Here is a 22,757-nt window from a genome sequence, read left to right as displayed (position 1 = left end):
CTACGCCGGGTGTCCGAATCACACCCCTTTCCGCGGGCGAAACCCGTTGCCAGGGCGAACGAGTGATGATGGAGTGACCGTATGGATCACGCTGCTGTGCTGGCACTGTTCGACCGGGACATGCGGGAGGGCGCCCGCCCCGACGGCCCCGGAGCCCGGATCGAGCGCGTGGGCGGAGTGGTGCGTCAGGTCGGCTCCGACATCGGCTGGAGCGGAGTCGTCTGGTCCGATCTGGACGAGGCCGACGCCGACGCGGCCATCGCCGAGCAGATCCGCTACTTCTCCGACCTCGGCCGCGACTTCGAGTGGAAGCTGTACGGACACGACCTGCCCGTGGACCTGGGGCGAAGACTCCGCGCTGCCGGATTCACCGCCGCTCCGGAAGAGACGCTGATGGTCGCCGAGGTCGCCGACCTCACCCTCGACGTCGACCCGCCCGACGGCGTCCGCATCCTGCCCGTCACCGACGCCGAGGGGGTGGCGATGGTGGCCGACGTCCACGAGAAGGCGTTCGGCACGGACAGCTCCCGGATGCGGCACCAGCTTCTCGCCCAGCTCGGCGGGGACACCGACACGGTGGTGGCCGTCGTCGCCCTCGCCGGTGACGAGCCGGTGAGCGCCGCCCGCATGGAGCTGCTGCCGGGCACCCGTTTCGCCGGTCTGTGGGGCGGCGGCACCGTCGAGGAATGGCGTGGCAGGGGCGTCTACCGGGCCCTGGTCGCCCATCGGGCCAGGGTCGCGGCCGACCGCGGCTACCGCTACGTCCAGGTCGACGCCCTCGCCCGCAGCCGCCCGATCCTGGCCCGCCTCGGCTTCGAGCCGCTCACGACGACGACGCCGTACGAGTACGCCGTGGGCGGGGCCGCGACGGCGTGACCCGGTCGCGCCCGGGTCACAGGTCGAGCTGGTACTCCACCGCCCGGTGCGTGGGCCGGTAGCCGAGCCGGTCGTTGACGCGGCGCATCGGCGCGTTGTCCTCCGCCGTGTCGGTGAGCAGGGCGATGCCCGGGTACAGGCTGTACGCGTGGAGGACGGCCTGTGCCTTCATCGTCAGGGCCAGGCCGTGGCCCCGGTGCTCGGGCAGGACCGCCGTGCCGTAGTGCTGCCCGTCGCCCTCGCCGCCGGCGGGCAGGACGAGTTCCGAGAAGCCGACGATCGTGCCGTCCGACGAGTCCACCGCCGCGACCGTGTGGAGCGCGTCGCCGCGCTTCCCGATGGTCTCCGCGGCTGCCACGAGCCGCTCGACGTCCCAGACCACCGTCCCGTAGTCGGTCTCGCCCATCGGCATGTCGTCCATCGCGCGGCGGGAGGCCGCATAGGTTTCGGCCAGATCGGCGGGCACGACACCCGCCCAGGCGGTCAGGTGGTAGCCGGGCCGCGGCCGTCGCGCCAGGGCCCGGACACGGTCGAGGTCCAGGTCCGCGAGGTCCAGACGGGCGTACGTCAGCGTCAGGACGCCGCGGAAGCCGCGTGCCGCGAGGAACGCGTCACCGGGGGAGCCCTGCCGGGCCTGGGCGACCACCGTCCGGCGGCCCTCGCCCCTGGCCGCGCCGACCGCCGCGTCGAGCAGGACCGTGCCCACGCCGCGCCGTCGTTCGGCCGGGTGCACGGTGAGTTCGAGTTCGGCCAGATGTGTCTGGCCCTCCTCGGTGAACAGCCGCAGGAAGGCCGAGCCGAGGGGCTCGCCGCCGGGACCTGAGGCCAGCCAGGCCGAGCGGCGGCTGGACGGGCTGGGGGAGGGGTCGGTGAGCGGGGTGACGCGTGGGGGCAAGAGGGCTCCGGAGCGGTTCGGCGGGGTGGGCGGCGGACCGGGGAGCCCCGGCTGCCGGATCGGGGCACGCTAGCCGTGATCACGGCAGCGCCACAAGGGAATTAGGTGCCGCTCCACAACGCAATCAGGTCAGGCCCCGCCCGCGCCGCACCGGCCCCTGAGGGCTGCCCGCCGGACGCGGCGCCGGGGCGGCCGTCGTACCGCTGCCGCCCCGGTTCCGCCCGCGCCGTCGCGCCGGACTGCGCCGTCCTTGCCCGACGTCGCGTCAGCGTCCGGCCTTGGCGCGGTCCAGTGCCACGACGCCCAGGGCCGCGAGCCCGATCTGGATGAGCCACTCGACCCAGTCGACGCCGTTGGTGTCGGCGACGCCGATCCCCGCGGCGATCGCGGATCCGATGAGCGCGGCGACGATGCCGACGAGAATCGTCAGCAGGATGCCGATGCGCTGCCGCCCCGGGACGACCAGCCGCCCCAGGACACCGATCACAATGCCGATGACGATGGCACTGATGATGCCGTCGATCTCCATCTGTACTCCGCCCCTTCGTGATGACCCCCGCAGAATGCGTGTGCCCTTCGAACGCGAGTGCACTCCGTTTCGTTTTCAGCTTCTTCACGAACCGTCCGGAGGGGCGGCACATCGCACCGCTTTCCGGATCATCGCGGCCGGGTCGCCCTCGTGGTACGGCCGCTCCGACTGCTCGATCCCGTCCAGGAACTCCTGGTAGCGCACGGCGTAGGAGAGATGGGCCAAGGGCTCGGCGAGCGCGAGCGCACGCGCGGGGGCGCTCGTGGGGACATGGGACCGCCAGGCGTCCACCCAGGTGCGGACGGCTGTCGCCCGCAGCGCCGCGGGGAGGTGGTCAAGCAGGCGCAGGCAGTCGAGGACCGGATTGCCCCAGTGGGCGTCGGCGAAGTCCACGACGACGGGCAGGCCGCCGTTCCCGCGCCAGTTGCCGGGATGGAAGTCGGCGTGCACCAGCGTGTCGGGCAGTCCGCACGAGGCGAGGAGGCCCCAGCGGTCGGTCAACTCCCGTGCCGTGTCCCGTTCCCGCGCGCTGATCTCCAGGTGGACGGTGCCGTCCAGGAGGCGCCGCGCGAGACCGGCGAGCGTCTCGTCGCGCCGGTCCCGCAGTCCGGGGGGCCGCCGGCCGGCCAGTGCGGCCTGGGCGGCGACGAGGCGGCGCACCCCTGACTCGATGGTGCGCGCGTCTGCGTTCCAGCAGTCCTCGCCGGGGATGTGCTCCAGCAGGACGCGTCCGTCGGCCGAGCCGAGCACGGTCGGGACGAGCCCGGGGTCGACCTCGGCGAACGCGGCGATGACGGACGCCTCGTCGGAGGCGAAACGAGGGGTGGCCTTGAGCCAGACCGGGCCGTGTCCGGTGGGCAGCCGGAACAGCCCCGCCAGGTTCCAGGTGCGCCGCTGTTCGACCGCCCCCGTCACCGGCCGCCCCTGGGCGGACAGCGTCCGCCGGGCCCAGTCGAGCAGGTCCCGCAGTCCGTCCGCCCGTGCCCACGGGGACCGCAGGGGGTGGTGGTCGTTGCACGGCGCCCGGTCCACGTGCCGCTGTTCCAGCGAGCCCGGCTCCGGGGGGTGGGCCGCCTCGACGTGGTAGGTCACATGGCCGTCGCGTCCTCCCCCGCCCCCGTCGACGGCGAGGAGACGCAGCACCAGGACGGGCGCGCCGAGAGTCCCCTCCAGATGCCGGACGACCTGTTCGACCTCGGCCCACCAGGGGATGTCGACGGGGAACGGGCCGGTGACCCCGAGGAAGTGCGCACCCGAGGTCACCCATGCGCTGACGGTTCGACTCACGGGCGCAAGTGTGCGGGCGCGGGCGCGCCCCCGGCGAACGAATATCGGCCGGGGCGGTGCGTTCCGCGGGGACCCTCAAGGCGGCCCCCGCACGGCGACGGCCGACCCGCCGGAGCGGATCGGCCGTCAGTACCCCTCGCGGGCTTCTGTTCTACATCGATGCGGTACGGGAGCCACGGGAGCCGCCCCGCGCCGACGCACCGGCGCACAGCAGTCCGAGGACCAGGGCGAGGGCACCGATGATGATGTTGTTGACCACGACACCGGCGTCGGGGCTGTCGCCCACGACCCACGGGGCGATGATCATCCAGACTCCGAGAGCGCACATGGCCCAGCTCAGGCCGTACATCCTCTCCGGTGCTGCGGTGAAGCCGAGGGCCAGCAGGCCGATCGCCACGCCGACGATCAGGTTGTGGGGCACCAGCGCGGGCTGGCTCGTCGTGTAGTGCAGAATCCACGGGGAAACGGCGCAGTACAGACCGAGCAGGAACACCGGTCCGTCCACGAGCACCACATCGCGACCACCGAGCACGCGGTCGTACCGCGCCCGCATTTCGGATACATCAGGGTGGCTGGTGATGTCACTCCTGTGTGAGACGTTGGCCATGAGTCGACTCCTTTGCACTCAGCAGCCTGACCGCGTCCGATCGGGTGTGCGGGAAGGGCCGCATATGCCCATTCTGCTCTTGTTTCTCCCGTATGTGTAGACGTCGTCGAGCAGCGCGACGCGGCCGGGCGGTACGGGGAGCGAAGGAGAGAAGGCCGTCCCCGGGGATCGCCGACCGTTCCCCGGGGACGGGCCCGGCCGGGCGTGCCGACCGGAGGCGGCGGTACGGTCGTTCGACCCCGCCACCCGTACTTCCGGCGCGGAGGCCGGTCCGGATGCAGAGACGTGCGCGGGTGTGCGAGAAGGCTCGGATCGGTCTGCATCGTTCATGTAGCGAATAGTGGTGATCGGGTGTGGGTCACCCGGGGTCGTTCTCGGTCAGACGGCCGTGCAGGCGGCGCAGTCCCCGCCGGGTGTGGCTCTTGACCGTGCCCAGGGGCAGGCCCGTGCGCTCCGCGATCTGCGTCTGGGTGAGGTCCTCGTAGAAGGCCAGGTGGAGGACCTGTCGCTGCGGTGCGGGCAGCCGGGCCAGTTCGGAGCGGATCACCATGCGGTCGAGGACGGCCTCGGCATCCTCCCCGCGGCGGCCCGGCCGCTCGGCGAGCGCCAGCGCGGTCCCCGCGGAGGCCGCCAGGTCCGCCCGGCGGGTCCGCGCGGACAGGGCGTCGGCGATCCTGCGCCGGGTGATGCCCACGATCCAGGCGCCGACCGCGCCCCGCTCGGGCCGGTATCCGTGCCGCCCGCGCCACACCCCCAGGAACACCTGCTGGGTGACGTCCTCCGCCTCCGTCGTGTCGCCGAGGCTGCGCCGGGCGAGGGCGTGCACCAGCGCCGACCAGCGTTCGTAGGCCGCCGCGAGGCTTGTCTCGTCGCCCGCCGCCAGGCCCCGCGCCAGTTCGTCGTCGGTGGCGGCCGGCGCGTGCGTGCACACAGCGCTCATGGGGACGGCTCCTCGCGTAGGCGGTGGGAATGCCGTCATCGTGTGAGGCGGGACAGAACGCCCTCAACTCGCATCGCTTCTGCATCGTATAGTCGCCGCATGGGTCTGTTCAGGGACGAAACCCCCGTCGACGCGGGACTCACCACCGGGGCCGTCGCGCGCAGACTGGGCGTGTCGCCCACGACCCTGCGCTCCTGGGACCGGCGCTACGGCATCGGGCCCGCCGTGCGCCCCGACGGGCGGCACCGGCGCTGGACCCCGCAGGACGTCGCGATGGTCGAGACGATGTGCCGACTGACCTCCTCCGGCGTGCCGACGGCGGAGGCGGCGCGCGCGGCGAAGAAGGGGACGGTGGAGGAGGTCCCCGACGACTGGGAGGACGGCGGGGACCCGGGGGACGCCGCCGACGGTGCGGGAGCGTCGGCCCCCGCACCGCCGCGGTCGTCGGCGCCCGCCGCCCCGGCCATCGGCTCCGCCCCTCCCTCCGCAGCCGATGTGCGCCAGGAGTGCCGGGGTCTGGCCCGTGCCGCCGTACGGCTCGACGCGCCCGCCGTGGAGGAGCGGCTGGCGGGGGTCGTCCACCGGTACGGCGTCGCCGCCGCCTGGCAGGAGGTGATGGTGCCGACGCTGAACGCGGTCGGCCGCAAGTGGGAGTCCTCCGGGGACCGCTACGTCGAGGTCGAGCACCTGTTGTCGTGGCACGTCTCCACGGTCCTGCGCCGCTGCGCCCCGCCCGCCGGAGCACGGCACGAGCCCGCGGTCCCCGGCCCGGTGGTCCTCGCCTGCGTCCCCGGCGAACAGCACACCCTGCCGCTGGAGGCTCTCAACGCCGCCCTGGGCCAACTCGGCCTGCCCAGCCGGATGTTCGGCGCCGCCGTCCCCGCCGAGGCTCTCGTCGCGGCGGTCGACCGGCTGGGGCCGACCGCCGTCGTGCTGTGGGCGCAGGCCCGCTCCACGGCGAGCGTGCCCCTGGCACGCCATGTCGCCGCCGCGCGCTGGGGCGTGAAGGGCGCCCGTCGCCGGCCCCTCGTCGTGCTCGGCGGCCCCGGCTGGTACGGACGCCCCGCGGAGGGAATGGTCCGTCCGACGGCGCTCGGCGAGGCGGTGGACGTCCTCACCGACCTGTACGGCCGGGCCCCCTGAGCCGCCCGCGGCCGTGCCCCTCGGGCCGCCGGACGCCCGACCGCCCTCATCCCGCCCGATGTCGTCCGGGAGTCACGGCGTGCCCGTGCGCCCGCGCAGGAAGCGCTCCCGTCCCTCGGCCAGGTCGACGATCGGGTCCGGGTAGTCCAGCGCGGCCCGGTCCAGGCCCTGGAGCTTCCACGGCTCGTGCACGGCCGGCCCGGCCACGTCCGCCAACTCCGGTACCCAGCGCCGTACGTACGCCCCGTCCGGGTCGTACCGCTTGGCCTGGGTGACCGGGTTGAGGATCCGGTTGGGGCGCGTGTCGGTCCCGGTTCCGGCCATCCACTGCCAGTTGAGCTGGTTGTTGGCCATGTCACCGTCCACCAGCAGGTCCAGGAAGTGCCGGGCTCCGACCCGCCAGTCGACGTACAGCGTCTTGGTGAGGAAGCTCGCGACGAGGAGGCGGCCCCGGTTGTGCATCCAGCCCTCGTGGAGGAGCTGGCGCATCGCGGCGTCCACCACGGGGTAGCCGGTGCGTCCCTCGCGCCAGGCGCGGACCTCCTCCGGCGCGGACCGCCAGCGGTCGTGCTTGGCGCGGTAGTCCTCGGTGGCCGCGGCGGGCCGGGCCGCCAGCACCTGACGGTGGAAGTCCCGCCACGCCAGCTGCCGTACGAACGCCTCCGCACCCGGACCGCCCGCCCGGCGGGCCCGGTGGACCAGCTCGACGGGGGAGAGGGTGCCGAAGTGCAGATGGGGCGAGAGCCGCGAGGTCGCGTCACCCGCCAGGTCGTCGTGGCGGTCCTCGTACGCGGCGATGCCCGACCGCAGCCAGGCCGCGAAACGCGCCCGGCCCGCCGTCTCGCCGCCCGCCGCCAGCCCCGGCGACAGCCCCGACAGCCCGTCGCGGGTCGGCAGTTCCTCCGAGCCGACCCCGTCCGGCACCCGCACGGTCCGCGGCGCGGCCAGCGGGTCGCGCAGCCGCTGCCGCGACCAGTGACCGAAGTACGGCGTGAAGACCGCGAAGTGGTCCGAGGAGGCCGGCGACACCGCGCCGGGGTCCACCGCGCCCACCACCGTGTCGTGCACGTGCAGGCGTACGCCCTCCGCCTCCAGGGCGTGCCGCAGGCGCTCCTCGCGCCGCCGCGCGTACCCACTGACGTCGGCGGCCACATGCACCTCGTCGGCGTCCGTCTCGGCGGCCACCTTGCACACCTCGCGCACCACGTCACCGGAGCGCACCACGAGACGCCCGCCGCGCTCCCGCAGTCCCGAGTCGAGATCGCGCAGGCAGTCGGCGAGGAACGCCAGCCGGTTGGGCACCGCGAACCCGGCGTCCGCCACGGCCCGGTCCCGCACGAACAGCGGGACCACCTCGCGCGCCCCGTCCAGGGCGGCGCGCAGCGGCGGATGGTCGTGCACGCGCAGGTCGGAGGTGAACAGGACGACCGAGACGTTCATGGGGGGCTCCGGTGGCGAGAAGAAGGATCACCTGCTGCTTCCGGGAAGGGACCCGCGACGGATGCGCCGGGCGCGGGCCGGAACCGGCGGCCTCCCGGCGCGCGTCACCGTGCGGGCGCCCGCTCCCGCGCGCGGGCGGTCGCGTCCGACACCGCGGCCCGCGCGATGTTGCGGGCCATGCCGCCGAACACGACGGAGTGGAAGGGCGCCACGCTCCACCAGTAGGCGTGACCGAGCAGCCCGTGCGGATGGAACAGGGCGCGCTGGCGGAAGACCGTGCGGCCGGCGTCGTCCGTGTCCGCGTACATCTCCAGCCACGCCAGACCCGGCAGCCGCATCTCCGCCCGCAGCCGCAGCAGCCGCCCCCGCTCGATCTCCTCCACCCGCCAGAAGTCGAGCGAGTCGCCCACCCGCAGCCGGGTGGCGTCCCGGCGGCCCCGGCGCAGGCCCACCCCGCCCGCCAGCCGGTCCAGCCAGCCCCGGACGGCCCAGGCGAGCGGGAAGGAGTACCAGCCGTTGTCGCCGCCGATGCCCTCGATGACCCGCCACAGGGACGCGCGCGGGGCGTCCACGCGCAGCTCGCGCTCGTCCTTGTAGAGGCTGCCGCCCGCCCAGTCGGGGTCGGTGGGCAGCGGGTCGCTGGGCGCGCCGGGCAGGGAGGCGGACGACCAGCGGGTGGTCACCCGGGCCTCGCGCACCCGCCGCAGGGCGAGCCGTACCGCCTCGTCGAAGCCGATCGGATGGCCGGGCGGATCCGGCACGTACCGCGCGATGTCGTGCTCGTGGCAGACCACCTCGTGCCGCAGCGACTCGGTGAGCGGCCGGGCGATGGAGGCCGGCACGGGCGTCACCACCCCGATCCAGTGGCTCGACAGGCGGGGGGTGAGCACCGGCACGGACAGGATGAGCCGGGGCGGCAGCCCGGCGACGGCCGCGTACCGGATCATCATCTCGCGGTACGTCAGGACGTCGGGGCCCCCGATGTCGAAGGTCCGGTTGACGTCGTCCGGCAGGCGGGCGCAGCCCACGAGGGCACGGAGCACGTCCCGGACGGCGACGGGCTGGATCCGGGTGTGCACCCAGCTGGGCGTCACCATCACCGGCAGACGCTCGGTGAGGTAGCGCAGCATCTCGAAGGAGGCCGATCCCGAGCCGATGACGACCGCCGCCCGCAGCGCGGCCGTCGGCACACCGCAGTCGAGCAGGATCCGGCCGACCTCGGCGCGGGAGCGCAGATGCGGCGACAGTTCCTCCTCGGGCACGCCGTAGGGGGTGAGACCGCCGAGGTAGACGAGCCGGCGCACACCCGCGGCGCGCGCCTGCTCCCCGAAGATCCTCGCGGCCCGCCGGTCCGTCTCCTCGAAGTCGTCGCCCGTGCCCAGCGCGTGCACCAGGTAGTAGCCGACGTCGACCCCGCGCATCGCGCGGGCCACGGACTCCGCGTCGGTCACGTCTCCGCGGACGACCTCGACCGCGTCCGCCCACGGATGGTCGCGCAGCCGCTCCGGGGAGCGGGCGAGACAGCGCACCCGCAGGCCCGCCTCCAGCAGTTCCGGTACGAGCCGGCCGCCGATGTATCCCGTCGCACCGGTCACCAGGGCCAGTGGCCCGGCGCCGCGCTCGGCCTCTCCCGTCATGGGTCCCTCGTCCTCCGCGTCTGCGTCCCCCGGACATGACTACCCCCACGGGGCCGGTCCCGGATGCACCGGCGGGCCCGGCGCCGCGCGATCGAGTGATCGGTGGGGCGACTACCCTTGCCGCGTGGCCACAGTGAACGACCCGCGACGGCGGACGGAGGACGGGGCGCGGGGTCCCGCCGCGGCGGCGACCGATCTGGCCGCCTTCGCCGTCGCCCTGCGCCGGATGAACGGCGAGATCAACCGGCTCGTGCACGCGTTCGCGGGTGACCACGGACTGCACGCGACGGACGTCCAGGCGCTCGCGGCGATCCTCGACGCGGACGCGCCCATGACACCCAAGAGGCTGCGCGAGCACCTCGGACTCACCTCCGGGGCCGTCACCGCCTGCGTGGACCGGCTGGAGCGCGCCGGTCATGTCCGCCGGGTCCGGGAGAGCGAGGACCGCAGGGTGGTCCACCTGTACTACGCGGCCGACGCCCGTTCGGCGGCCCGCACCTACTTCCGGCCCCTGGCGGAGGCCACGGAGGCAGCCCGCTCCCGCTTCACCCCTGAGGAACTGGCCGTCGTCCTGCGCTTCCTCGCGGCGATGAACGAGGAACTGGGCGCGAGCGCCGACCGCGACCGCTGATTCTCAGCGAAGGTGCATCCGAAGGCCGGGTGACGGCGGAAGAGCTGGCACCGTCTATGATCGCCGCCGTCAACAATTTCAATCATTGAGATTGTTTTTCGTTGAGTCATCTCCTTCCGCCTGGAGCACCATGTCCACCACCCCCCGACGCGCCCGCCGGCTCGTCCCCCTTCTGCTGATCGCCGTGTGGCTGGTCGTCGGAGGCGTCCTCGGCCCCTACGCCGGGCGTCTCGGCGAGGTCGCCACCAACGACCAGGCGGCGTTCCTGCCGCGCAGCGCCGAGTCCACCGAGGTCATAGCCGCTCAGCGGGCCTTCCGCCAGGAGGAGACCCTCCCGGTGATCGTCGTGTGGACGGGGGAGGACATGCCCGAGCGGCGTGCCGCCGCCGACCGCGCCCTCGACTCCCTCGCCGACGGCCCCGGCCTGGCGGGACCGGTCTCGCCCGCCCTCCTCTCCGAGGACCGCGAAGCCCTCCAGGGCGTGGTCCCGCTCCGGCCCGACCTGGGCGACGACCTGGCCGGCACCCTGGACCGGATCCGGGCCGCCGCCGAACGCGTCCCCGGCACCACCGTGCAGCTGGCGGGCCCCGCGGCCAGCCAGGCCGACCTGGCGGACGCCTTCGCCGGCATCGACGGTCTGCTGCTCGCTGTCGCGCTGGTCACCGTGCTGGTGATCCTGCTGCTGGTCTACCGCAGCGTCCTGCTGCCGCTGCTGATCATCCTGGGCGCCGTGTTCGCCCTCGGTCTCGCCTGCGCGGTCGTGTACGCGCTCGCCGACCGGGGGGTCGTCCGCGTCGACGGACAGGTCCAGGGCATCCTGTCCATCCTCGTCATCGGCGCGGCCACCGACTACGCCCTCCTGCTCACCGCCCGCTTCCGCGAGGAACTCGCCGCCCGGACCGACCGCTTCACCGCGATGCGCGAGGCCCTCCGGCAGTCCTGGGGCGCGATCGTGGCGAGCGCCGCGACCGTCGCGCTGGGCCTGCTCGCCCTGCTGCTCAGCGACCTCACCAACAACCGCGCGCTCGGACCGGTCGGCGCCATCGGCATCGGCTGCGCCGTCCTCTCCACGCTCACCTTCCTGCCCGCCGTCCTCGTCGCGCTGGGCCGCGCCGCCTACTGGCCCGCCAAGCCCGGCGCCCGGCCCGCGTCCGAGTCGGCCGGCGAGGGCGTGTGGCGGCGCGTCGCCGCGCTGGTCGACCGGGCGCCGCGCCGGGTCTGGGCGGTGACCCTGGCCGTCCTGCTCGCCGGGGCCGCCTTCGCGCCGACGCTCACCTCCAAGGGGGTCCCGCTCGACGAGACCTTCGTCAACGACGCCCCGTCCGTCGCCGCCCAGCAGACGCTCGGCGACCACTTCCCCGGCGGCTCGGGCAACCCCGCCGTGGTCATCGCGGACGCCGACCGCCTGGACCCGGTGCTCGCCGCGGCCCGCGCCACCGACGGCGTCGCCTCGGCCGCCGCCGTCAGCGGATCCGGCCGGCCCGGCGGCGAGCCCCTGGTCGTCGACGGACGCGTCCGGGTCGACGTCACCCTCACCGCCGCGGCCGACAGCGACGCCGCGAAGGAGACCGTGGCGCGGCTGCGCACCGACCTGCACGACGTGTCCGGCGCGGACGCCCTCGTCGGCGGCTACACCGCTCAGCAGTACGACACCCTGCGCACCGCCGAACGCGACCGCACACTGATCGTCCCGGTCGTCCTCGCGGTCATCCTCCTCATCCTGGTCGGCCTGCTGCGTTCGCTGCTGCTGCCGGTGCTGCTGGTCGCCACGGTGGCCTTGAACTTCCTCGCCACACTCGGGGTCTCCGCTCTCGTGTTCCAGCACGTGTTCGGGTTCACCGGCACCGACCCGTCCGTGCCGCTCTACGGCTTCGTGTTCCTGGTCGCCCTGGGCGTCGACTACAACATCTTCCTGATGTCCCGGGTCCGCGAGGAGTCCCTGCGGCACGGCGTGCGTGAGGGCGTGCTGCGCGGGCTGGTCACCACGGGCGGCGTCATCACCTCCGCGGGCGTGGTCCTCGCCGCGACCTTCGCCGCGCTGGGTGTCATCCCGCTGGCCTTCCTCGCCCAGATCGCCTTCATCGTCGCCTTCGGCGTCCTCCTCGACACCCTCGTGGTGCGCTCCCTGCTGGTGCCCGCGCTGGTCCGGGACATCGGCGAACGCGCCTGGTGGCCGAGCCGCATGAGCCGCGGCGCGACCGCGGCCGACGGCGACTGACACGTCCGCGGCTGCCGCGGGGGACCCGGGCCGCCGGCCGGGGCGTGCGGCGCTCCGGCCGGGCCGGCCGCGCCTGGCGGCCCGGACGCGCTTCGGCGTGCCCTCAGGCATTCAGGGGCGGTGCTCCCCGTGGCGATCGGTCCGGGTCGGTTCGCACGAGCCCGCCGCGGCCAGCCGCCCGGTCGCCGGGCGGTCGGCCGCCGCCCCGTAGGCCGGGAGCCGGTCGACGCGGCCCAGGCGCAGCCAGTCGGCGGCGTGCGGGACGGGAAGCCCCCGTCCGGGTACCGGGCGTGCACGCCCCGTCGGGCCAGTTGCGCCAGGCAGGCGCTCATCAGCGGGTCCGCGGCCTCCTCGCAGTCCGCCAGGAAGGACGCCGGCACCCGGCTGACGAACCAGCCGACCGCGCCGACGTTCCGGCGGCACGGGCCGGTGAGCGAGGGCGTGGGGGACCTCCGGTCGGAGAACGTGTCGGAAGCCCGCCATGCGATGCGGTACGGGGCCGAGGGTACGGCGGCGGGGCGCCCGGCTGCAGCGGTTCGCGGACCTCACGGTGCGACGCCCGCACGGGTGAACGTCAGATGTGTGACGCCGGTGGGCGAGGAGACCGCCTCGACCGTGTAGTCCCTCTCCAGGCCCTCCAGCCCGTCCCAGAGGCGGACGCCCCGGCCGAGCAGGATCGGGACCACCACGACGTGCAGATGGTCGATGAGCCGGGCGGCGAGGAACGCGCGGACCGTCGTGGGCCCTCCGCCGATCCGGACGTCCTGGCCGCCCGCCGCCTCACGCGCCCTCTCCAGGGCCTCGGCGGGTGAGGCGTCGAGGAAGTGGAACGAGGTGCCGCCCTCCATCGCGAGCGTCGGGCGCGGGTGGTGGGTGAGAACGAAGACCGGCGTGTGGAACGGCGGATTGGGGCCCCACCACCCCTTCCACTCGGGGTCGTCGTGCCATCCGGGGTGGCCGAACTTCCCCGCGCCCATGATCTCCGCACCGATGCCGGGCGCGAACCGCCGGGCGAAGGTGTCGTCCGGCCCGCCCTGCCCGCCGGACCCGCCGGTCATCTCGTGCCACCACCGGGTGGCGAACATCCACTGGTGCAACCTCTCACCGGCGTGGCCGAAGGGCGCGTCACGGCCCAGGCCCTCACCGGTGCCGTAACCGTCGAGCGAGAGGGAGAAGTTGTGGACGCGGGCGAGGGACATGGCCGCGCCTCCTTTCGGCTGCCGTTCGGGCCGCGCCGGACCGACGCGGCGACGGGGCCATGATGGTCCTCGGGATGTGCCGCCCCCTCAGTACGCGGCCGACAGCGCCCCCAGATGGGCCCGGCGCACCTCCGCCGTCTGCCCCTGCACGAGCAGGAACATCGCCTCACGCGCCAGACGTTGCGCCCGGTTGTCCACGGCGAGGGCGCGTCCGCCCCCGGTGACGAGCGCGGCGGTCGTCGCGGTGCGCATCAGGTCGAACGCCTTCGTCTTGAGGGCCAGCCGCTCCTCGATGTGCTCGTGCGGCGCGGGATGGTCGGCGAGGGCGTACGCCTGCCGCCGCACCTTGTCCAGCCGCAGCCGCAGACCCTTCGTCGTGGGGTCGTCCTGGTCCAGCAGTGCCAGGGCCGACTCGGCGACGCCGAACACCGCCGGTGAGGCGTTCGCAGGTCCGGGCCGGTCGCCCGCCGCCCAGCTCTCGTACGGGGCGTGCAGGGCCACCGCCTCGTCGGGGATCCACAGCCCGTCGAGCTGGAGCGAGACCGTGCGGGCGGCCGTCAGCGCGGCGAGCCGCATCGGCGGCGACGCCGTCAGCCCCGACTGCTGTCGGGCCTCCGTGAACGCGAACACCACCTCGTCCGCGTCGGTGACCCCGGCCAGCAGCATCACGTCGTTCAGGCCCCACCCCGTGTACCAGGGAACCGTTCCGTGGAACCGCCAGCCGCCGTGCTTGGGCACGGCACGGACCGGCACCCGGGGGTAGCTCCGCAGATGCGCGTACGCCACCCCGGACAGCAGCTCACCCGTGGCCAGCTTCGCCAACAGCTGCTCCTTGGCCGGGAGTTCGGTCCTGGTGAGGGTCAGTACGGGCGTGTAGTGCTGGGTCTGCACGAACCACGTGGCGCAGCACGCGCCCGCCAGGATCTCCGCGATCTCCCGCGCCACGGAGTTCGGTGCCCCCGAACCGCCGTACGCCTGCGGCGCGTTCACCCCCAGCAGCCCGGACGTCTTGATCGCCTCGATGCTGCTCGCGGGCACCTGCTCCTGATCGACACGCTCGGCCTGGGGCGCCAGCACTTCGGCGGCGAGACTGCGCGCCCGGACGACGAGAGGGTGCGGTGACGTGGTCATGGGGGGATTCTCCCCCGCCCCCGCGCCGGAAGATCACCTTTTCGCGTCGGCGACGTGTCGTTGACTGGTCTACACCCTTGACTGGTACAGACCAACGCGGTTGAGTGTGCCACCACGCCCCCCACCACGGCCGCCCCGCACCGTGGCCGGCTCCGCCGGCGCGTGCGCGCGAGGTCCGTCCCCGTCATGCCCCGAGGAGCCTCGCCCGGGTGCGGCCGTGCCCCACGAAGGAGTTGATCCCGTGTCGAGGCGCCGACTCTCCGCCCTGCTGACCGCGCTGGTCATCGGCGGTTCCACGCCCCTGCTGCTGCCCGCCCAGAGCGCGAGCGCCGCTCCCTGCTCCAGCTACCCGGACTGGGTGGCGGGCCGTTCCTACGCCGCCGGAGACATCGTCCGATACACCGACGGACGGGCCTACGTGGCCGAGCACGCCAACCCGGGCTACGACCCCACCATCAGCACCTGGTACTGGGAGCCGTACGCCTGTGAGAACGGCCCCACCGACCCCTCCGGGTTCGTGGTGAGCGAGGCGCAGTTCCACCAGATGTTCCCGAACCGGAACTCGTTCTACTCGTACAGCGGGTTGCGGGCGGCCATGAGCGCGTTCCCGGCCTTCGCCACCACCGGCAGCGACACCGTCAGGAAGCAGGAGGCGGCGGCGTTCCTCGCCAACGTCCACCACGAGACGGGCGGGCTGGTCCACATCGTCGAGCAGAACACCGCCAACTACCCCACCTACTGCGACTGGAGCAGGCCCTACGGCTGCCCCGCCGGACAGGCGGCCTACTACGGCCGGGGCCCGATCCAGCTCAGCTGGAACTTCAACTACAAGGCCGCGGGCGACGCGTTGGGGCTCAACCTGCTGGGCAACCCCTGGCTGGTGCAGAACGACGCGGCCGTCGCCTGGAAGACCGCCCTGTGGTACTGGAACACCCAGACCGGCCCCGGCAGCATGACCGGCCACCACGCGATGGTCACCGGATCGGGCTTCGGCCACACCATCCGCAGCATCAACGGCTCACTGGAGTGCGACGGCAGGAACCCGGCGCAGGTACAGAGCCGGGTGAGCGCCTACCAGCGGTTCGTACAGGTCCTCGGGACTTCGCCGGGCGGCAACCTGTACTGCTGACGGCGACCCCTCCGTCATGATGTCATGCACCTGACTTTCTGACTCCGGGGTCCGGCCCGCGTCGCGGCCGGGCCCCGCTCCCGTCCCCGTTCGACGAAGGGCACCCCCATGCCAAGTCCCCGTACCACCTCGCTCGCGGCCGCCGTGGCACTGGCCGCCGTCGTGGCCGCGCCCGCGCCCGCCGCCTCCGCCGCGGTTCCCGCCCCCGGCGCCTACTACGTGCAGAGCGCCGTCACCGGACTCAACGCGGCCGACAGCGGGGGAGCGGTGGAACAGCACCGGCCCAAGGGCAACGAGGACCGCCAGCAGTGGACGCTGCGGACGAGCGGCACCTCGTACGTGCTGGAGAGCGTGGACGCCGTGGGCAGTTGTCTCGGCCGCTCCGGCGACCAGGCCAGAACGGTCGCCTGCACCAGCGGCGACGCCGTCTGGGACATCACCGACCTCGGCTCCGGCCGCCACCGGCTCAAGGTGCCCGGCGCCGAGCGCTACCTCACGGTCGGCGCCAAGCCCTCCGGCGCCAACTACCCCGCCCCGCTGGTCACCGGCGGGGCGGGCGACCTGGCCGCCTGGTACCTCACCCCGGTCAACCCCACCACCAGCCCCATGCCGCCCGCCGGGCAGCGCACCCTGGACCAGCTCACGTTCCTCACCGCCCACAACGCCTACGCCAACGGCGTCGACGGCGGCTTCGCACCGCCCTTCGTCAACCTCGTCCCGAACCAGACCCGAGGCATCAACCAGCAACTCGCCGACGGCGTACGCGGATTCATGCTCGACATCCACCAGACCCCCGACGGCGCGATCCTCTGCCACAACAGCTGCACTCTCGTCAGCCGGCCCGTCGCCCTGTGGGTCGACCTCCAGCGCATGGTCGACTTCCTCAAGCAGAACCCCGACCAGTTCCTCACCGTGTTCCTGGAGGACTACGTCGACCCGGCCGTCCTGCGCTCCGAACTCGTCCGCGTCAACGGCCTGTCCGACGTGCTGTACCGGCCCGACCAGACCGGCGTGCGCACCAACGGCTGGCCGAGGATGGCCGACCTGATCGCCGCGAACAACCGCCTGCTCCTCTTCACCGACCGCAGCCGTGCCTCCGACCAGGCCGCCGGGCTCACCCGCGACACCTTCGGCGTCATGTACCAGAAGGAGTGGACCGTCGAGAACTACTGGTCCATGGGCGGCGGCATCGGCTCCTCAGACTGGTCCTGCTACAGCCGCTGGTACGACGCCAACACCAACATCCCGCTCACCCGCACCGAGTCCGCGTTCAAGCCGCTCTTCGTCATGAACCACTTCCGCGACGTGGGCATCACCGCCACCGCCGGCAACGACAACGCGAAGCTCGCCGACCGCGCCCAGCGCTTCTGCCAGCCGGCCGCCCGCAAGAAGCCGAACTTCCTCGCCGTCGACCACTACAACCTGGGCGACGCGGCATCGGCGGTCACCACCCTGAACACGTACACCTATCCGTAAGGTGGGAGCACCTCACCCGCGGGCTCTTCCGGGCGGGACGAGCGGAGATCCGCATGCGGGGCGCCCCCTGCGCCTGGTGACCCGCATGCGTGGCGACACACGCGCGCCGGATCGGGGCGCAAAGCGGCACCAAGCGGTTCATATAGGCTGCCTGTTCTGCCCTGTCGTTCGTCACCACTCGGGAGAGTCATCCGTGAGCGTAGCCACCGCCCACTCCGCGTCTGCCGTACCGCCCGCCGACGAGACGCCGGCGACCGGGGGAGTGCCGGCGCAGGACGAGGGAATCTGGGTCGAGCCGGGTGCCGCCGACGCCGGGGCGGCCGGTGCGGGCCCGACCGAGACGTCCGCGGGGCAGGTGCCGGCCCAGGTGGCCGCCCAGGCGCCGGCCGACGATCCGGCCGCGCCCGCCGTGGACGGCCACACCACCGCCACCCCGGTCGCCGCGGTCACCACCGAGGACGCCGAGGGCCCCGGGGGCGCCGAGGGCGCTGAGGGCGTCGCGGACGCCGTGGACGAACAAGTCGCCCGCGACGCGCACGACTTCGGGGTGTACGCCCGCACCGGCGGCTGGGCGTTCGCCCTGAAGGTGGCGCGGAGCGTGCGGCCCGGCGGGGAGTTGCCCGGGGAGACCGTGAAGGTGTCCGCGAAGCGGTTCGCGGAGCTGGCCGGGTGCTCGGCGGAGCGCGTCATGCGCTACTACAAGGCGTGGGACAGGGCGGCCGACGACGGCATGGTCCCGCACTTCGAGGCACTCGCCCCCGGCGCCGAGGTCGAACTGCCCGACTCGGACGTCTGGCTGTCGTACTACAGCTCCCGCTCCAGCGCGACCTCCGACCGGGGCACCGCCATCACCGCGGCAGCCGAGGCCGAGGGCATCCGCCCCACCAAGGCCCTGGAGGTCGCCGAGAACCCCACCGCGCTGCGCGCCGCGATCCTCGCCGACCCCTCCACCGCGCAGGCGGCCCGCACCGCCCTCCTCGACCGGCTCAAGGAGGACCCGTCCCTCCAGACGGAACTGGCCCGTGACATCGCCCGCACGGAGGAGCTGAAGAAGGCCGTCGCCAGCGAGACCCAGGCGGCGACCCGTATCGGCTACGTCCGGCAGATCGTGGAGAACGGCCAGGTCAAGACTCCCGCCGGGCAGGTCATCGACGCCCCCGCCGAACTGCGCGCCGAGGCCGAGCGGCACCTGTCGCTCATCGACGAACTGGACGACGACGAGGACACCGGCGAGTGGGCGACGGAGGCGTACGACACCGTCAAGGAGCTCGTCGTCCAGACCGTCGAGTCGAACCCCGAACTGCGGGTCCAGGAACGCCGCACGAAGTTCTACAGCAGCCTCCAGAAGGCGACGAAGGTCTTCGAGGAGCTGACCCTCGACGACGCCGTGGACCTCGACGCGATCTACGAGGACGACATGCTGCAGCGCCTGGAGGAACTCCAGGAGGCGCTCACCAGCTGCATCGCCGCCCTCCGCAAGGCCTCGCCGGGCGACTGATTCCCGGCCCCGACCATCACCGGCCCCGGCACCCCGGCCCCGACCATCACCGGCCCCCGCACCCTGCCCTCACCACCGTCGGCCCCGCCGGACCCGCCGGCACCGAGGCCCCCTGCACCGGCAGGGGGCCTTCGCGGTTCCCCGGGCATCCGCACCGAGGGCTGGGCAACACCACGGCGAAGACCCCCGCCGTGCCTCGCGTGCCCTGGCCGGTGCCCGCTGTCGCCCCCTTCCCCCCGCTCCCGGGGACCGGCATTTGCCGCACGGTAGGTGTTACGTATAACCTCCCGGGAACCCCGAGCGAGCCCTGGGGAGATCCCCGCACCGCCCCGCGCGTGAACCGCGCCCCACCCGAGAGGCCCTCCGATGAGACGCGTCGCCCTGGTCACCCTCGTGGTCGACGACTACGACGAGGCGATCCGCTTCTACACCGAGGCGCTCGGCTTCCGGCTCGCCGAGGACGCCCCGAGGCCCGACGGCAGCCGCTGGGTCGTCGTCGAGCCGGGCACCGGGGGCGCGGGCACCGGACTGTTGCTCGCCAGTGCCAAGGACGAGGCGCAGCGCGGCCGGATCGGCGACCAGACCGGCGGACGCGTGGGCTTCTTCCTCCACACCGACGACTTCGCCCGCGACCACGCCCGGATGCTGGCCTCGGGCGTCAGGTTCTTGGAGGAGCCGCGGCACGAGCCGTACGGCTCGGTCGCCGTCTTCGAGGACCTGTACGGAAACCGCTGGGACCTCCTCCAGCCCGCCGCCGACTGAGCGGCCACCCACCGAGCCGTCTGCCGGGCCGCCCCGGTCCGGCCGGCGCTCGCGCGCCGCACACCCATCGCACCACCTGCCGAGGAACGAACGCCATGACCGCGCCCCGCATCGACGCCGACACCATCCGCCGCCTCCCCAAGGTCGTCCTGCACGACCACCTCGACGGCGGTCTGCGCCCCGCCAGCCTCGTCGAGCTCGCCGCGGAGGTCGGCCACACCCTTCCCGAGACCGACCCGGAGGGCCTCGCCGCCTGGTTCTACGAGGCGGCCAACTCCGGTGACCTCGTGCGGTACATAGCCACCTTCGAGCACACCCTCGCCGTGCTCCAGACCCGTGAGGGCCTGCTGCGCGCCGCCGAGGAGTACGTGCTCGACCTGGCCGCCGACGGGGTCGTCTACGGCGAGGTCCGCTACGCCCCCGAGCTGAACACCAGGGGCGGGCTGACCCTGGCCGAGGTCGTGGAGACCGTGCAGGAGGGCCTCGCCGCCGGCATGGCGAAGGCGGCGGCCCAGGGCACTCCGGTCCGCGTCGGCACGCTGCTGTGCGGGATGCGCATGTTCGACCGGGTCCGTGAGGCCGCCGACCTGGCCGTCGCCTTCCGGGACGCCGGTGTCGTCGGCTTCGACATCGCGGGCGCCGAGGACGGTTTCCCGCCCGCCGACCACCTGGCCGCCTTCGAGCACCTGCGCCGCGAGAGCGTCCCCTTCACGATCCATGCCGGTGAGGCCCACGGTCTGCCCAGCATCCACCAGGCGCTCCAGGTGTGCGGCGCCCAGCGCATCGGCCACGGCGTCCGGATCACCGAGGACATCGTCGACGGCAAGCTGGGCCGCCTCGCCTCCTGGGTCCGCGACCGCCGGGTCGCCCTGGAGATGTGCCCCACCTCCAACCTCCAGACCGGCGCGGCCACCTCCATCGCGGAGCACCCCGTCACGGCCCTGAAGGACCTCGGCTTCCGCGTCACCCTGAACACCGACAACCGTCTGGTGTCCGGGACGACGATGACCCGGGAGATGGGCCTGCTCGTCGAGGAGGCGGGCTGGACCCTCGACGACCTGCGCACCGTCACCGTCAACGCCCTCAAGAGCGCGTTCATCCCGTTCGACGAGCGGAACGCCCTGATCCGTGACGTCGTGCTGCCGGGCTACGCGTCCGCGCGCTGAACCAGCCCCCGTACGTAGGCGGCCTGGCCGACATGCTGAAGATCGTCGGCCAGGACGCTCACCAGGCGGACCCCCAGGCTGACCGGCGGATCCCAGCGCTCGTCCACGACGCGGCCGAGCTGTGCGCCGGTCAGCCCGCGCACGTACCCGAGGGTCTGGTCGTGCACGGCGTCGTAGTACCCGCTCAGCAGGCCGGCGGAATCGACCCGTACCCGCTCGACCTGCGCCGCGCCGTGCCCGTAGCCCGTGTCGTGGCGCGGCAGCCCCAGTCCGAACCGCTTCTCCCAGCCCTGTGACAGCCAGACCTGGTCGAGTCCGGCGACGTCGGCGACATGGTCGTCCTGGATCCGGGTGAGGTGCCACACCAGCCAGGCGACGGAGTTGGCGCCGGGTGCGGGGCGGGCCCGGAGATCCTCGGCGGTGAGTCCCTCCACCGCGGCGTGGACCTCCTCCTTGATCCGGCCGAACGCGTCGATGAGAACGTCCTTCACATCCATACGTCCACCATCGGCCATCGGCGCGGCCCTCGCACCGCCCCCCGCACCCTGTCCGCGCCGCCCCGTGTGCGCCTCGCGTGAGCCCCGGGTGAGCCCTGCGTGTGGCGCGTCCGTCAGCTGCCGGACGCGCCCTTCGTGCCGATGTGGAAGATCTTGTAGCCGCGGGTCATGTCTACGACGAGCCTGGTCTTCGTGCCGTCGCCCCAGGTGAAGGTGATCCCGGCCTCCGTGTGGTTCGCGGTGCCGTTGTCGGTGACCTTCCACGACACGGGCACGTTCTGGGCGCGCAGGACGCCGTCCGCGTGGTTCTTCGCCTCCCATGTCTTGAGCTGCGTGCGCAGATCGGCCGTCAGGTAGTACTTCCGCAGCTCCTCGGCGAGCCTGCCGCCGTTCGCCGGGCCGCTCTGCGCGTCGATGTAGGCCCCGTAGAAGTCGGCGATACGGGTCACCGCGTCGGACGGCTTGCCGCTGACGGTGCGCGGACCGCCGGCGGACGCCGTGGCCGTCACGCCGAGGCCGAGCGCCAGGGCGAGGCTCGCGGCCAGTGCGGCGCGGCGGATGGTGCGCGTGCCGTTCACGTGTGTTCCCCGGTTTTCAGTTCTGCTGTGCGTGGTCGTATGGTCGTGTGGTCAGTGGTGCCGGTGGGCGGCCGTGGGCTCAGTGGAGCTTGTGCACGGCCGTGGTCGTCTTCTTCTTGAACGCCTTGACCGGCGCGCTCCTGAAGTCGCCCATCTGGGCCCAGTGGAACCGCTCCGCTCAGCCGTCGATCTGCGGTTCCAGCAGCCCCAGCAGGGCCCGTGCCGCCGGGCTCATGGCCTGCGGGGGCGGCAGCAGGGCGACCGTCTCGTACACGGTGTCGCCGGTGCCCTTCACGGGGACGGCGGTCAGCGACGCGCGCTTGTGCCGGAAGTGGCGCGGCACGACCGCGATGCCGAGGTTCTCGTCGACCAGGTCGAGGAGGCTGTGCACGTCGTTGACCTCCAGCGGCACCGTCCTGCGGACGCCCGCGGAGGCGAAGACGGCGTCGGTCGTGCGGCGCGGTCCCCAGTCCGGGTGGAAGTCGACGAAGACCTCACCGCCGAGTTCCTCGGGCGTCACGGCGGCGCCTGCGGCCGCCAGACGGTGGCTGGGATGGCACAGCACCGTCATCGGCTCACCGGTCAGCGGGACGACCCGCAGCTGGTCGGTGTCCTCCTGCGCGGTCCGCACCGCGAAGGCCAGGTCCAGCCGCCCGCTCGCGACCTCGTCCGCGAGGGCGCCCGAACCGGCCTGCCGCAGGCAGATCTCCACGTCCGGGTGCCGTCGCCGGAACGCGGCGAGCAGCCCCGCCACGTGCACCCCGGCGATGCACTGCTCCGACCCGAGCGCCAGCATGCCGCGCAGGACACCCTGCACCGCGGCCACCGCCTCGTGCGCCGAGCGCACCTGCGCGAGGATCCGCTCCGCCTCCGTCCGCAGCGCCCGGCCGGCCGGGGTGAGCGTCACCCGGCGCGTCGTCCGCACGAACAGCGGCGTCTGCAGCTCCCGTTCCAGCGATCGGATGGACGCGGACAGACCGGACTGCGAGACCAGCAGACGCTCGGCCGCCCGGGTGAAGTGTTCCTCCTCGGCGACGGCGACGAAGTGCTGCAGATGACGGAGCTCCATGACTGAGAAGCGTAAGCGCTGAATCCCATCGGATTCTTCTGTTGGACCA

Annotated in this window: 21 protein-coding genes; 9 read left to right on the top strand and 12 right to left on the bottom strand. The window is 73.4% G+C overall.

Translation table 11 applies throughout. The annotated features are described in order from the left end of the window. The first annotated feature begins 81 nt into the window (after positions 1 to 81). On the top strand, positions 82 to 876 hold the full coding sequence (locus GSY65_RS01295) for a GNAT family N-acetyltransferase (protein WP_159765475.1): 795 nt from the start codon (positions 82 to 84) through the stop codon (positions 874 to 876). A 16-nt stretch (positions 877 to 892) separates the two neighbouring features. On the opposite strand, the gene GSY65_RS01290 is transcribed toward GSY65_RS01295, so the two are convergent. From GSY65_RS01290 to GSY65_RS01270, 5 genes are all read right to left on the bottom strand, one after another. Beyond that, a complete protein-coding gene (locus GSY65_RS01290) occupies positions 893 to 1,771 on the bottom strand; it encodes a GNAT family N-acetyltransferase (protein WP_159765473.1) in 879 nt (292 codons plus the stop codon). A gap of 265 nt (positions 1,772 to 2,036) precedes the next feature. Next, positions 2,037 to 2,300, bottom strand: a complete 264-nt coding sequence (locus GSY65_RS01285) for a GlsB/YeaQ/YmgE family stress response membrane protein (RefSeq protein ID WP_159765471.1) — start codon at positions 2,298 to 2,300, stop codon at positions 2,037 to 2,039. Positions 2,301 to 2,384: 84 nt separating this feature from the next. Beyond that, the gene (locus tag GSY65_RS01280; RefSeq protein WP_236579648.1) at positions 2,385 to 3,587 is read right to left on the bottom strand and encodes an aminoglycoside phosphotransferase family protein; all 1,203 of its coding nucleotides are present in this window, start codon (positions 3,585 to 3,587) and stop codon (positions 2,385 to 2,387) included. A 151-nt stretch (positions 3,588 to 3,738) separates the two neighbouring features. Continuing rightward, positions 3,739 to 4,194 carry an SPW repeat protein gene (locus tag GSY65_RS01275; RefSeq protein ID WP_159765469.1) on the bottom strand — a complete coding sequence of 152 codons (456 nt, stop codon included), beginning with the start codon at positions 4,192 to 4,194 and terminating at the stop codon, positions 3,739 to 3,741. Positions 4,195 to 4,552: 358 nt separating this feature from the next. Further along, positions 4,553 to 5,134 carry a sigma-70 family RNA polymerase sigma factor gene (locus GSY65_RS01270; protein ID WP_159765467.1) on the bottom strand — a complete coding sequence of 194 codons (582 nt, stop codon included), beginning with the start codon at positions 5,132 to 5,134 and terminating at the stop codon, positions 4,553 to 4,555. Positions 5,135 to 5,233: 99 nt separating this feature from the next. Between GSY65_RS01270 and GSY65_RS01265 the strand changes: the two genes are divergently transcribed. Continuing rightward, a complete protein-coding gene (locus GSY65_RS01265) occupies positions 5,234 to 6,277 on the top strand; it encodes a MerR family transcriptional regulator (protein ID WP_159765465.1) in 1,044 nt (347 codons plus the stop codon). 72 nt (positions 6,278 to 6,349) lie between these two features. Here GSY65_RS01265 and GSY65_RS01260 read toward each other — a convergent pair whose 3' ends face one another. Next, the gene (locus GSY65_RS01260) at positions 6,350 to 7,717 is read right to left on the bottom strand and encodes a cryptochrome/photolyase family protein (protein WP_159765463.1); all 1,368 of its coding nucleotides are present in this window, start codon (positions 7,715 to 7,717) and stop codon (positions 6,350 to 6,352) included. Between the two features lie 104 nt (positions 7,718 to 7,821). Further along, complete coding sequence (locus GSY65_RS01255; protein WP_159765461.1) at positions 7,822 to 9,354, bottom strand: SDR family oxidoreductase; 1,533 nt, start codon at positions 9,352 to 9,354, stop codon at positions 7,822 to 7,824. Positions 9,355 to 9,478: 124 nt separating this feature from the next. Between GSY65_RS01255 and GSY65_RS01250 the strand changes: the two genes are divergently transcribed. Both GSY65_RS01250 and GSY65_RS01245 read left to right on the top strand, forming a co-directional pair. After that, positions 9,479 to 9,985 carry a MarR family winged helix-turn-helix transcriptional regulator gene (locus tag GSY65_RS01250; RefSeq protein ID WP_443043190.1) on the top strand — a complete coding sequence of 169 codons (507 nt, stop codon included), beginning with the start codon at positions 9,479 to 9,481 and terminating at the stop codon, positions 9,983 to 9,985. 130 nt (positions 9,986 to 10,115) lie between these two features. Then, positions 10,116 to 12,203: an MMPL family transporter gene (locus tag GSY65_RS01245; protein ID WP_159765459.1), complete on the top strand. Its 2,088-nt coding sequence runs from the start codon at positions 10,116 to 10,118 to the stop codon at positions 12,201 to 12,203. 545 nt (positions 12,204 to 12,748) lie between these two features. On the opposite strand, the gene GSY65_RS01240 is transcribed toward GSY65_RS01245, so the two are convergent. Continuing rightward, positions 12,749 to 13,402: a dihydrofolate reductase family protein gene (locus tag GSY65_RS01240; RefSeq protein ID WP_159765457.1), complete on the bottom strand. Its 654-nt coding sequence runs from the start codon at positions 13,400 to 13,402 to the stop codon at positions 12,749 to 12,751. Between the two features lie 87 nt (positions 13,403 to 13,489). Beyond that, the gene (locus tag GSY65_RS01235; protein WP_159765455.1) at positions 13,490 to 14,533 is read right to left on the bottom strand and encodes an acyl-CoA dehydrogenase family protein; all 1,044 of its coding nucleotides are present in this window, start codon (positions 14,531 to 14,533) and stop codon (positions 13,490 to 13,492) included. Between the two features lie 241 nt (positions 14,534 to 14,774). Between GSY65_RS01235 and GSY65_RS01230 the strand changes: the two genes are divergently transcribed. The 5 genes from GSY65_RS01230 (at position 14,775) to GSY65_RS01210 (ending at position 20,564) form a co-directional block, all read left to right on the top strand. Beyond that, positions 14,775 to 15,662 carry a glycoside hydrolase family 19 protein gene (locus GSY65_RS01230; RefSeq protein ID WP_159765453.1) on the top strand — a complete coding sequence of 296 codons (888 nt, stop codon included), beginning with the start codon at positions 14,775 to 14,777 and terminating at the stop codon, positions 15,660 to 15,662. Between the two features lie 108 nt (positions 15,663 to 15,770). Next, positions 15,771 to 17,138, top strand: a complete 1,368-nt coding sequence (locus GSY65_RS01225) for a PI-PLC domain-containing protein (protein ID WP_159765451.1) — start codon at positions 15,771 to 15,773, stop codon at positions 17,136 to 17,138. A gap of 193 nt (positions 17,139 to 17,331) precedes the next feature. Then, on the top strand, positions 17,332 to 18,636 hold the full coding sequence (locus GSY65_RS01220; protein WP_159765449.1) for a hypothetical protein: 1,305 nt from the start codon (positions 17,332 to 17,334) through the stop codon (positions 18,634 to 18,636). Between the two features lie 366 nt (positions 18,637 to 19,002). Then, a complete protein-coding gene (locus GSY65_RS01215) occupies positions 19,003 to 19,398 on the top strand; it encodes a VOC family protein (protein ID WP_159765447.1) in 396 nt (131 codons plus the stop codon). A 95-nt stretch (positions 19,399 to 19,493) separates the two neighbouring features. Beyond that, entirely contained in the window at positions 19,494 to 20,564 is a 1,071-nt protein-coding gene (locus tag GSY65_RS01210) for an adenosine deaminase (protein WP_159765446.1), read from the top strand. On the opposite strand, the gene GSY65_RS01205 is transcribed toward GSY65_RS01210, so the two are convergent. The 3 genes from GSY65_RS01205 to GSY65_RS01195 form a co-directional block, all read right to left on the bottom strand. Further along, the gene (locus tag GSY65_RS01205; RefSeq protein ID WP_159765444.1) at positions 20,546 to 21,061 is read right to left on the bottom strand and encodes a mycothiol transferase; all 516 of its coding nucleotides are present in this window, start codon (positions 21,059 to 21,061) and stop codon (positions 20,546 to 20,548) included. The genes GSY65_RS01210 and GSY65_RS01205 overlap by 19 nt on opposite strands. 113 nt (positions 21,062 to 21,174) lie before the next feature. After that, complete coding sequence (locus GSY65_RS01200; protein ID WP_159765442.1) at positions 21,175 to 21,639, bottom strand: hypothetical protein; 465 nt, start codon at positions 21,637 to 21,639, stop codon at positions 21,175 to 21,177. A gap of 178 nt (positions 21,640 to 21,817) precedes the next feature. Beyond that, complete coding sequence (locus tag GSY65_RS01195) at positions 21,818 to 22,708, bottom strand: LysR family transcriptional regulator (protein ID WP_159765440.1); 891 nt, start codon at positions 22,706 to 22,708, stop codon at positions 21,818 to 21,820. Between the last annotated feature and the right edge of the window lie 49 nt (positions 22,709 to 22,757).

Source organism: Streptomyces sp. HM190, from assembly GCF_009857135.1.
GTDB classification, from domain to species: Bacteria; Actinomycetota; Actinomycetes; order Streptomycetales; family Streptomycetaceae; genus Streptomyces; species Streptomyces heilongjiangensis.
This window is presented reverse-complemented; position numbering and strand designations above follow the sequence as displayed.

Coding starts and splice junctions, on each gene's coding strand:
- GSY65_RS01295 (WP_159765475.1), top strand. CDS start 82: ATGGATCACGCTGCTGTGCTGGCACTGTTCGACCGGGACATGCGGGAG.
- GSY65_RS01285 (WP_159765471.1), bottom strand. CDS start 2,300: ATGGAGATCGACGGCATCATCAGTGCCATCGTCATCGGCATTGTGATC.
- GSY65_RS01275 (WP_159765469.1), bottom strand. CDS start 4,194: ATGGCCAACGTCTCACACAGGAGTGACATCACCAGCCACCCTGATGTA.
- GSY65_RS01270 (WP_159765467.1), bottom strand. CDS start 5,134: ATGAGCGCTGTGTGCACGCACGCGCCGGCCGCCACCGACGACGAACTG.
- GSY65_RS01265 (WP_159765465.1), top strand. CDS start 5,234: ATGGGTCTGTTCAGGGACGAAACCCCCGTCGACGCGGGACTCACCACC.
- GSY65_RS01260 (WP_159765463.1), bottom strand. CDS start 7,717: ATGAACGTCTCGGTCGTCCTGTTCACCTCCGACCTGCGCGTGCACGAC.
- GSY65_RS01255 (WP_159765461.1), bottom strand. CDS start 9,354: ATGACGGGAGAGGCCGAGCGCGGCGCCGGGCCACTGGCCCTGGTGACC.
- GSY65_RS01245 (WP_159765459.1), top strand. CDS start 10,116: ATGTCCACCACCCCCCGACGCGCCCGCCGGCTCGTCCCCCTTCTGCTG.
- GSY65_RS01240 (WP_159765457.1), bottom strand. CDS start 13,402: ATGTCCCTCGCCCGCGTCCACAACTTCTCCCTCTCGCTCGACGGTTAC.
- GSY65_RS01235 (WP_159765455.1), bottom strand. CDS start 14,533: ATGACCACGTCACCGCACCCTCTCGTCGTCCGGGCGCGCAGTCTCGCC.
- GSY65_RS01225 (WP_159765451.1), top strand. CDS start 15,771: ATGCCAAGTCCCCGTACCACCTCGCTCGCGGCCGCCGTGGCACTGGCC.
- GSY65_RS01215 (WP_159765447.1), top strand. CDS start 19,003: ATGAGACGCGTCGCCCTGGTCACCCTCGTGGTCGACGACTACGACGAG.
- GSY65_RS01210 (WP_159765446.1), top strand. CDS start 19,494: ATGACCGCGCCCCGCATCGACGCCGACACCATCCGCCGCCTCCCCAAG.
- GSY65_RS01205 (WP_159765444.1), bottom strand. CDS start 21,061: ATGGATGTGAAGGACGTTCTCATCGACGCGTTCGGCCGGATCAAGGAG.
- GSY65_RS01195 (WP_159765440.1), bottom strand. CDS start 22,708: ATGGAGCTCCGTCATCTGCAGCACTTCGTCGCCGTCGCCGAGGAGGAA.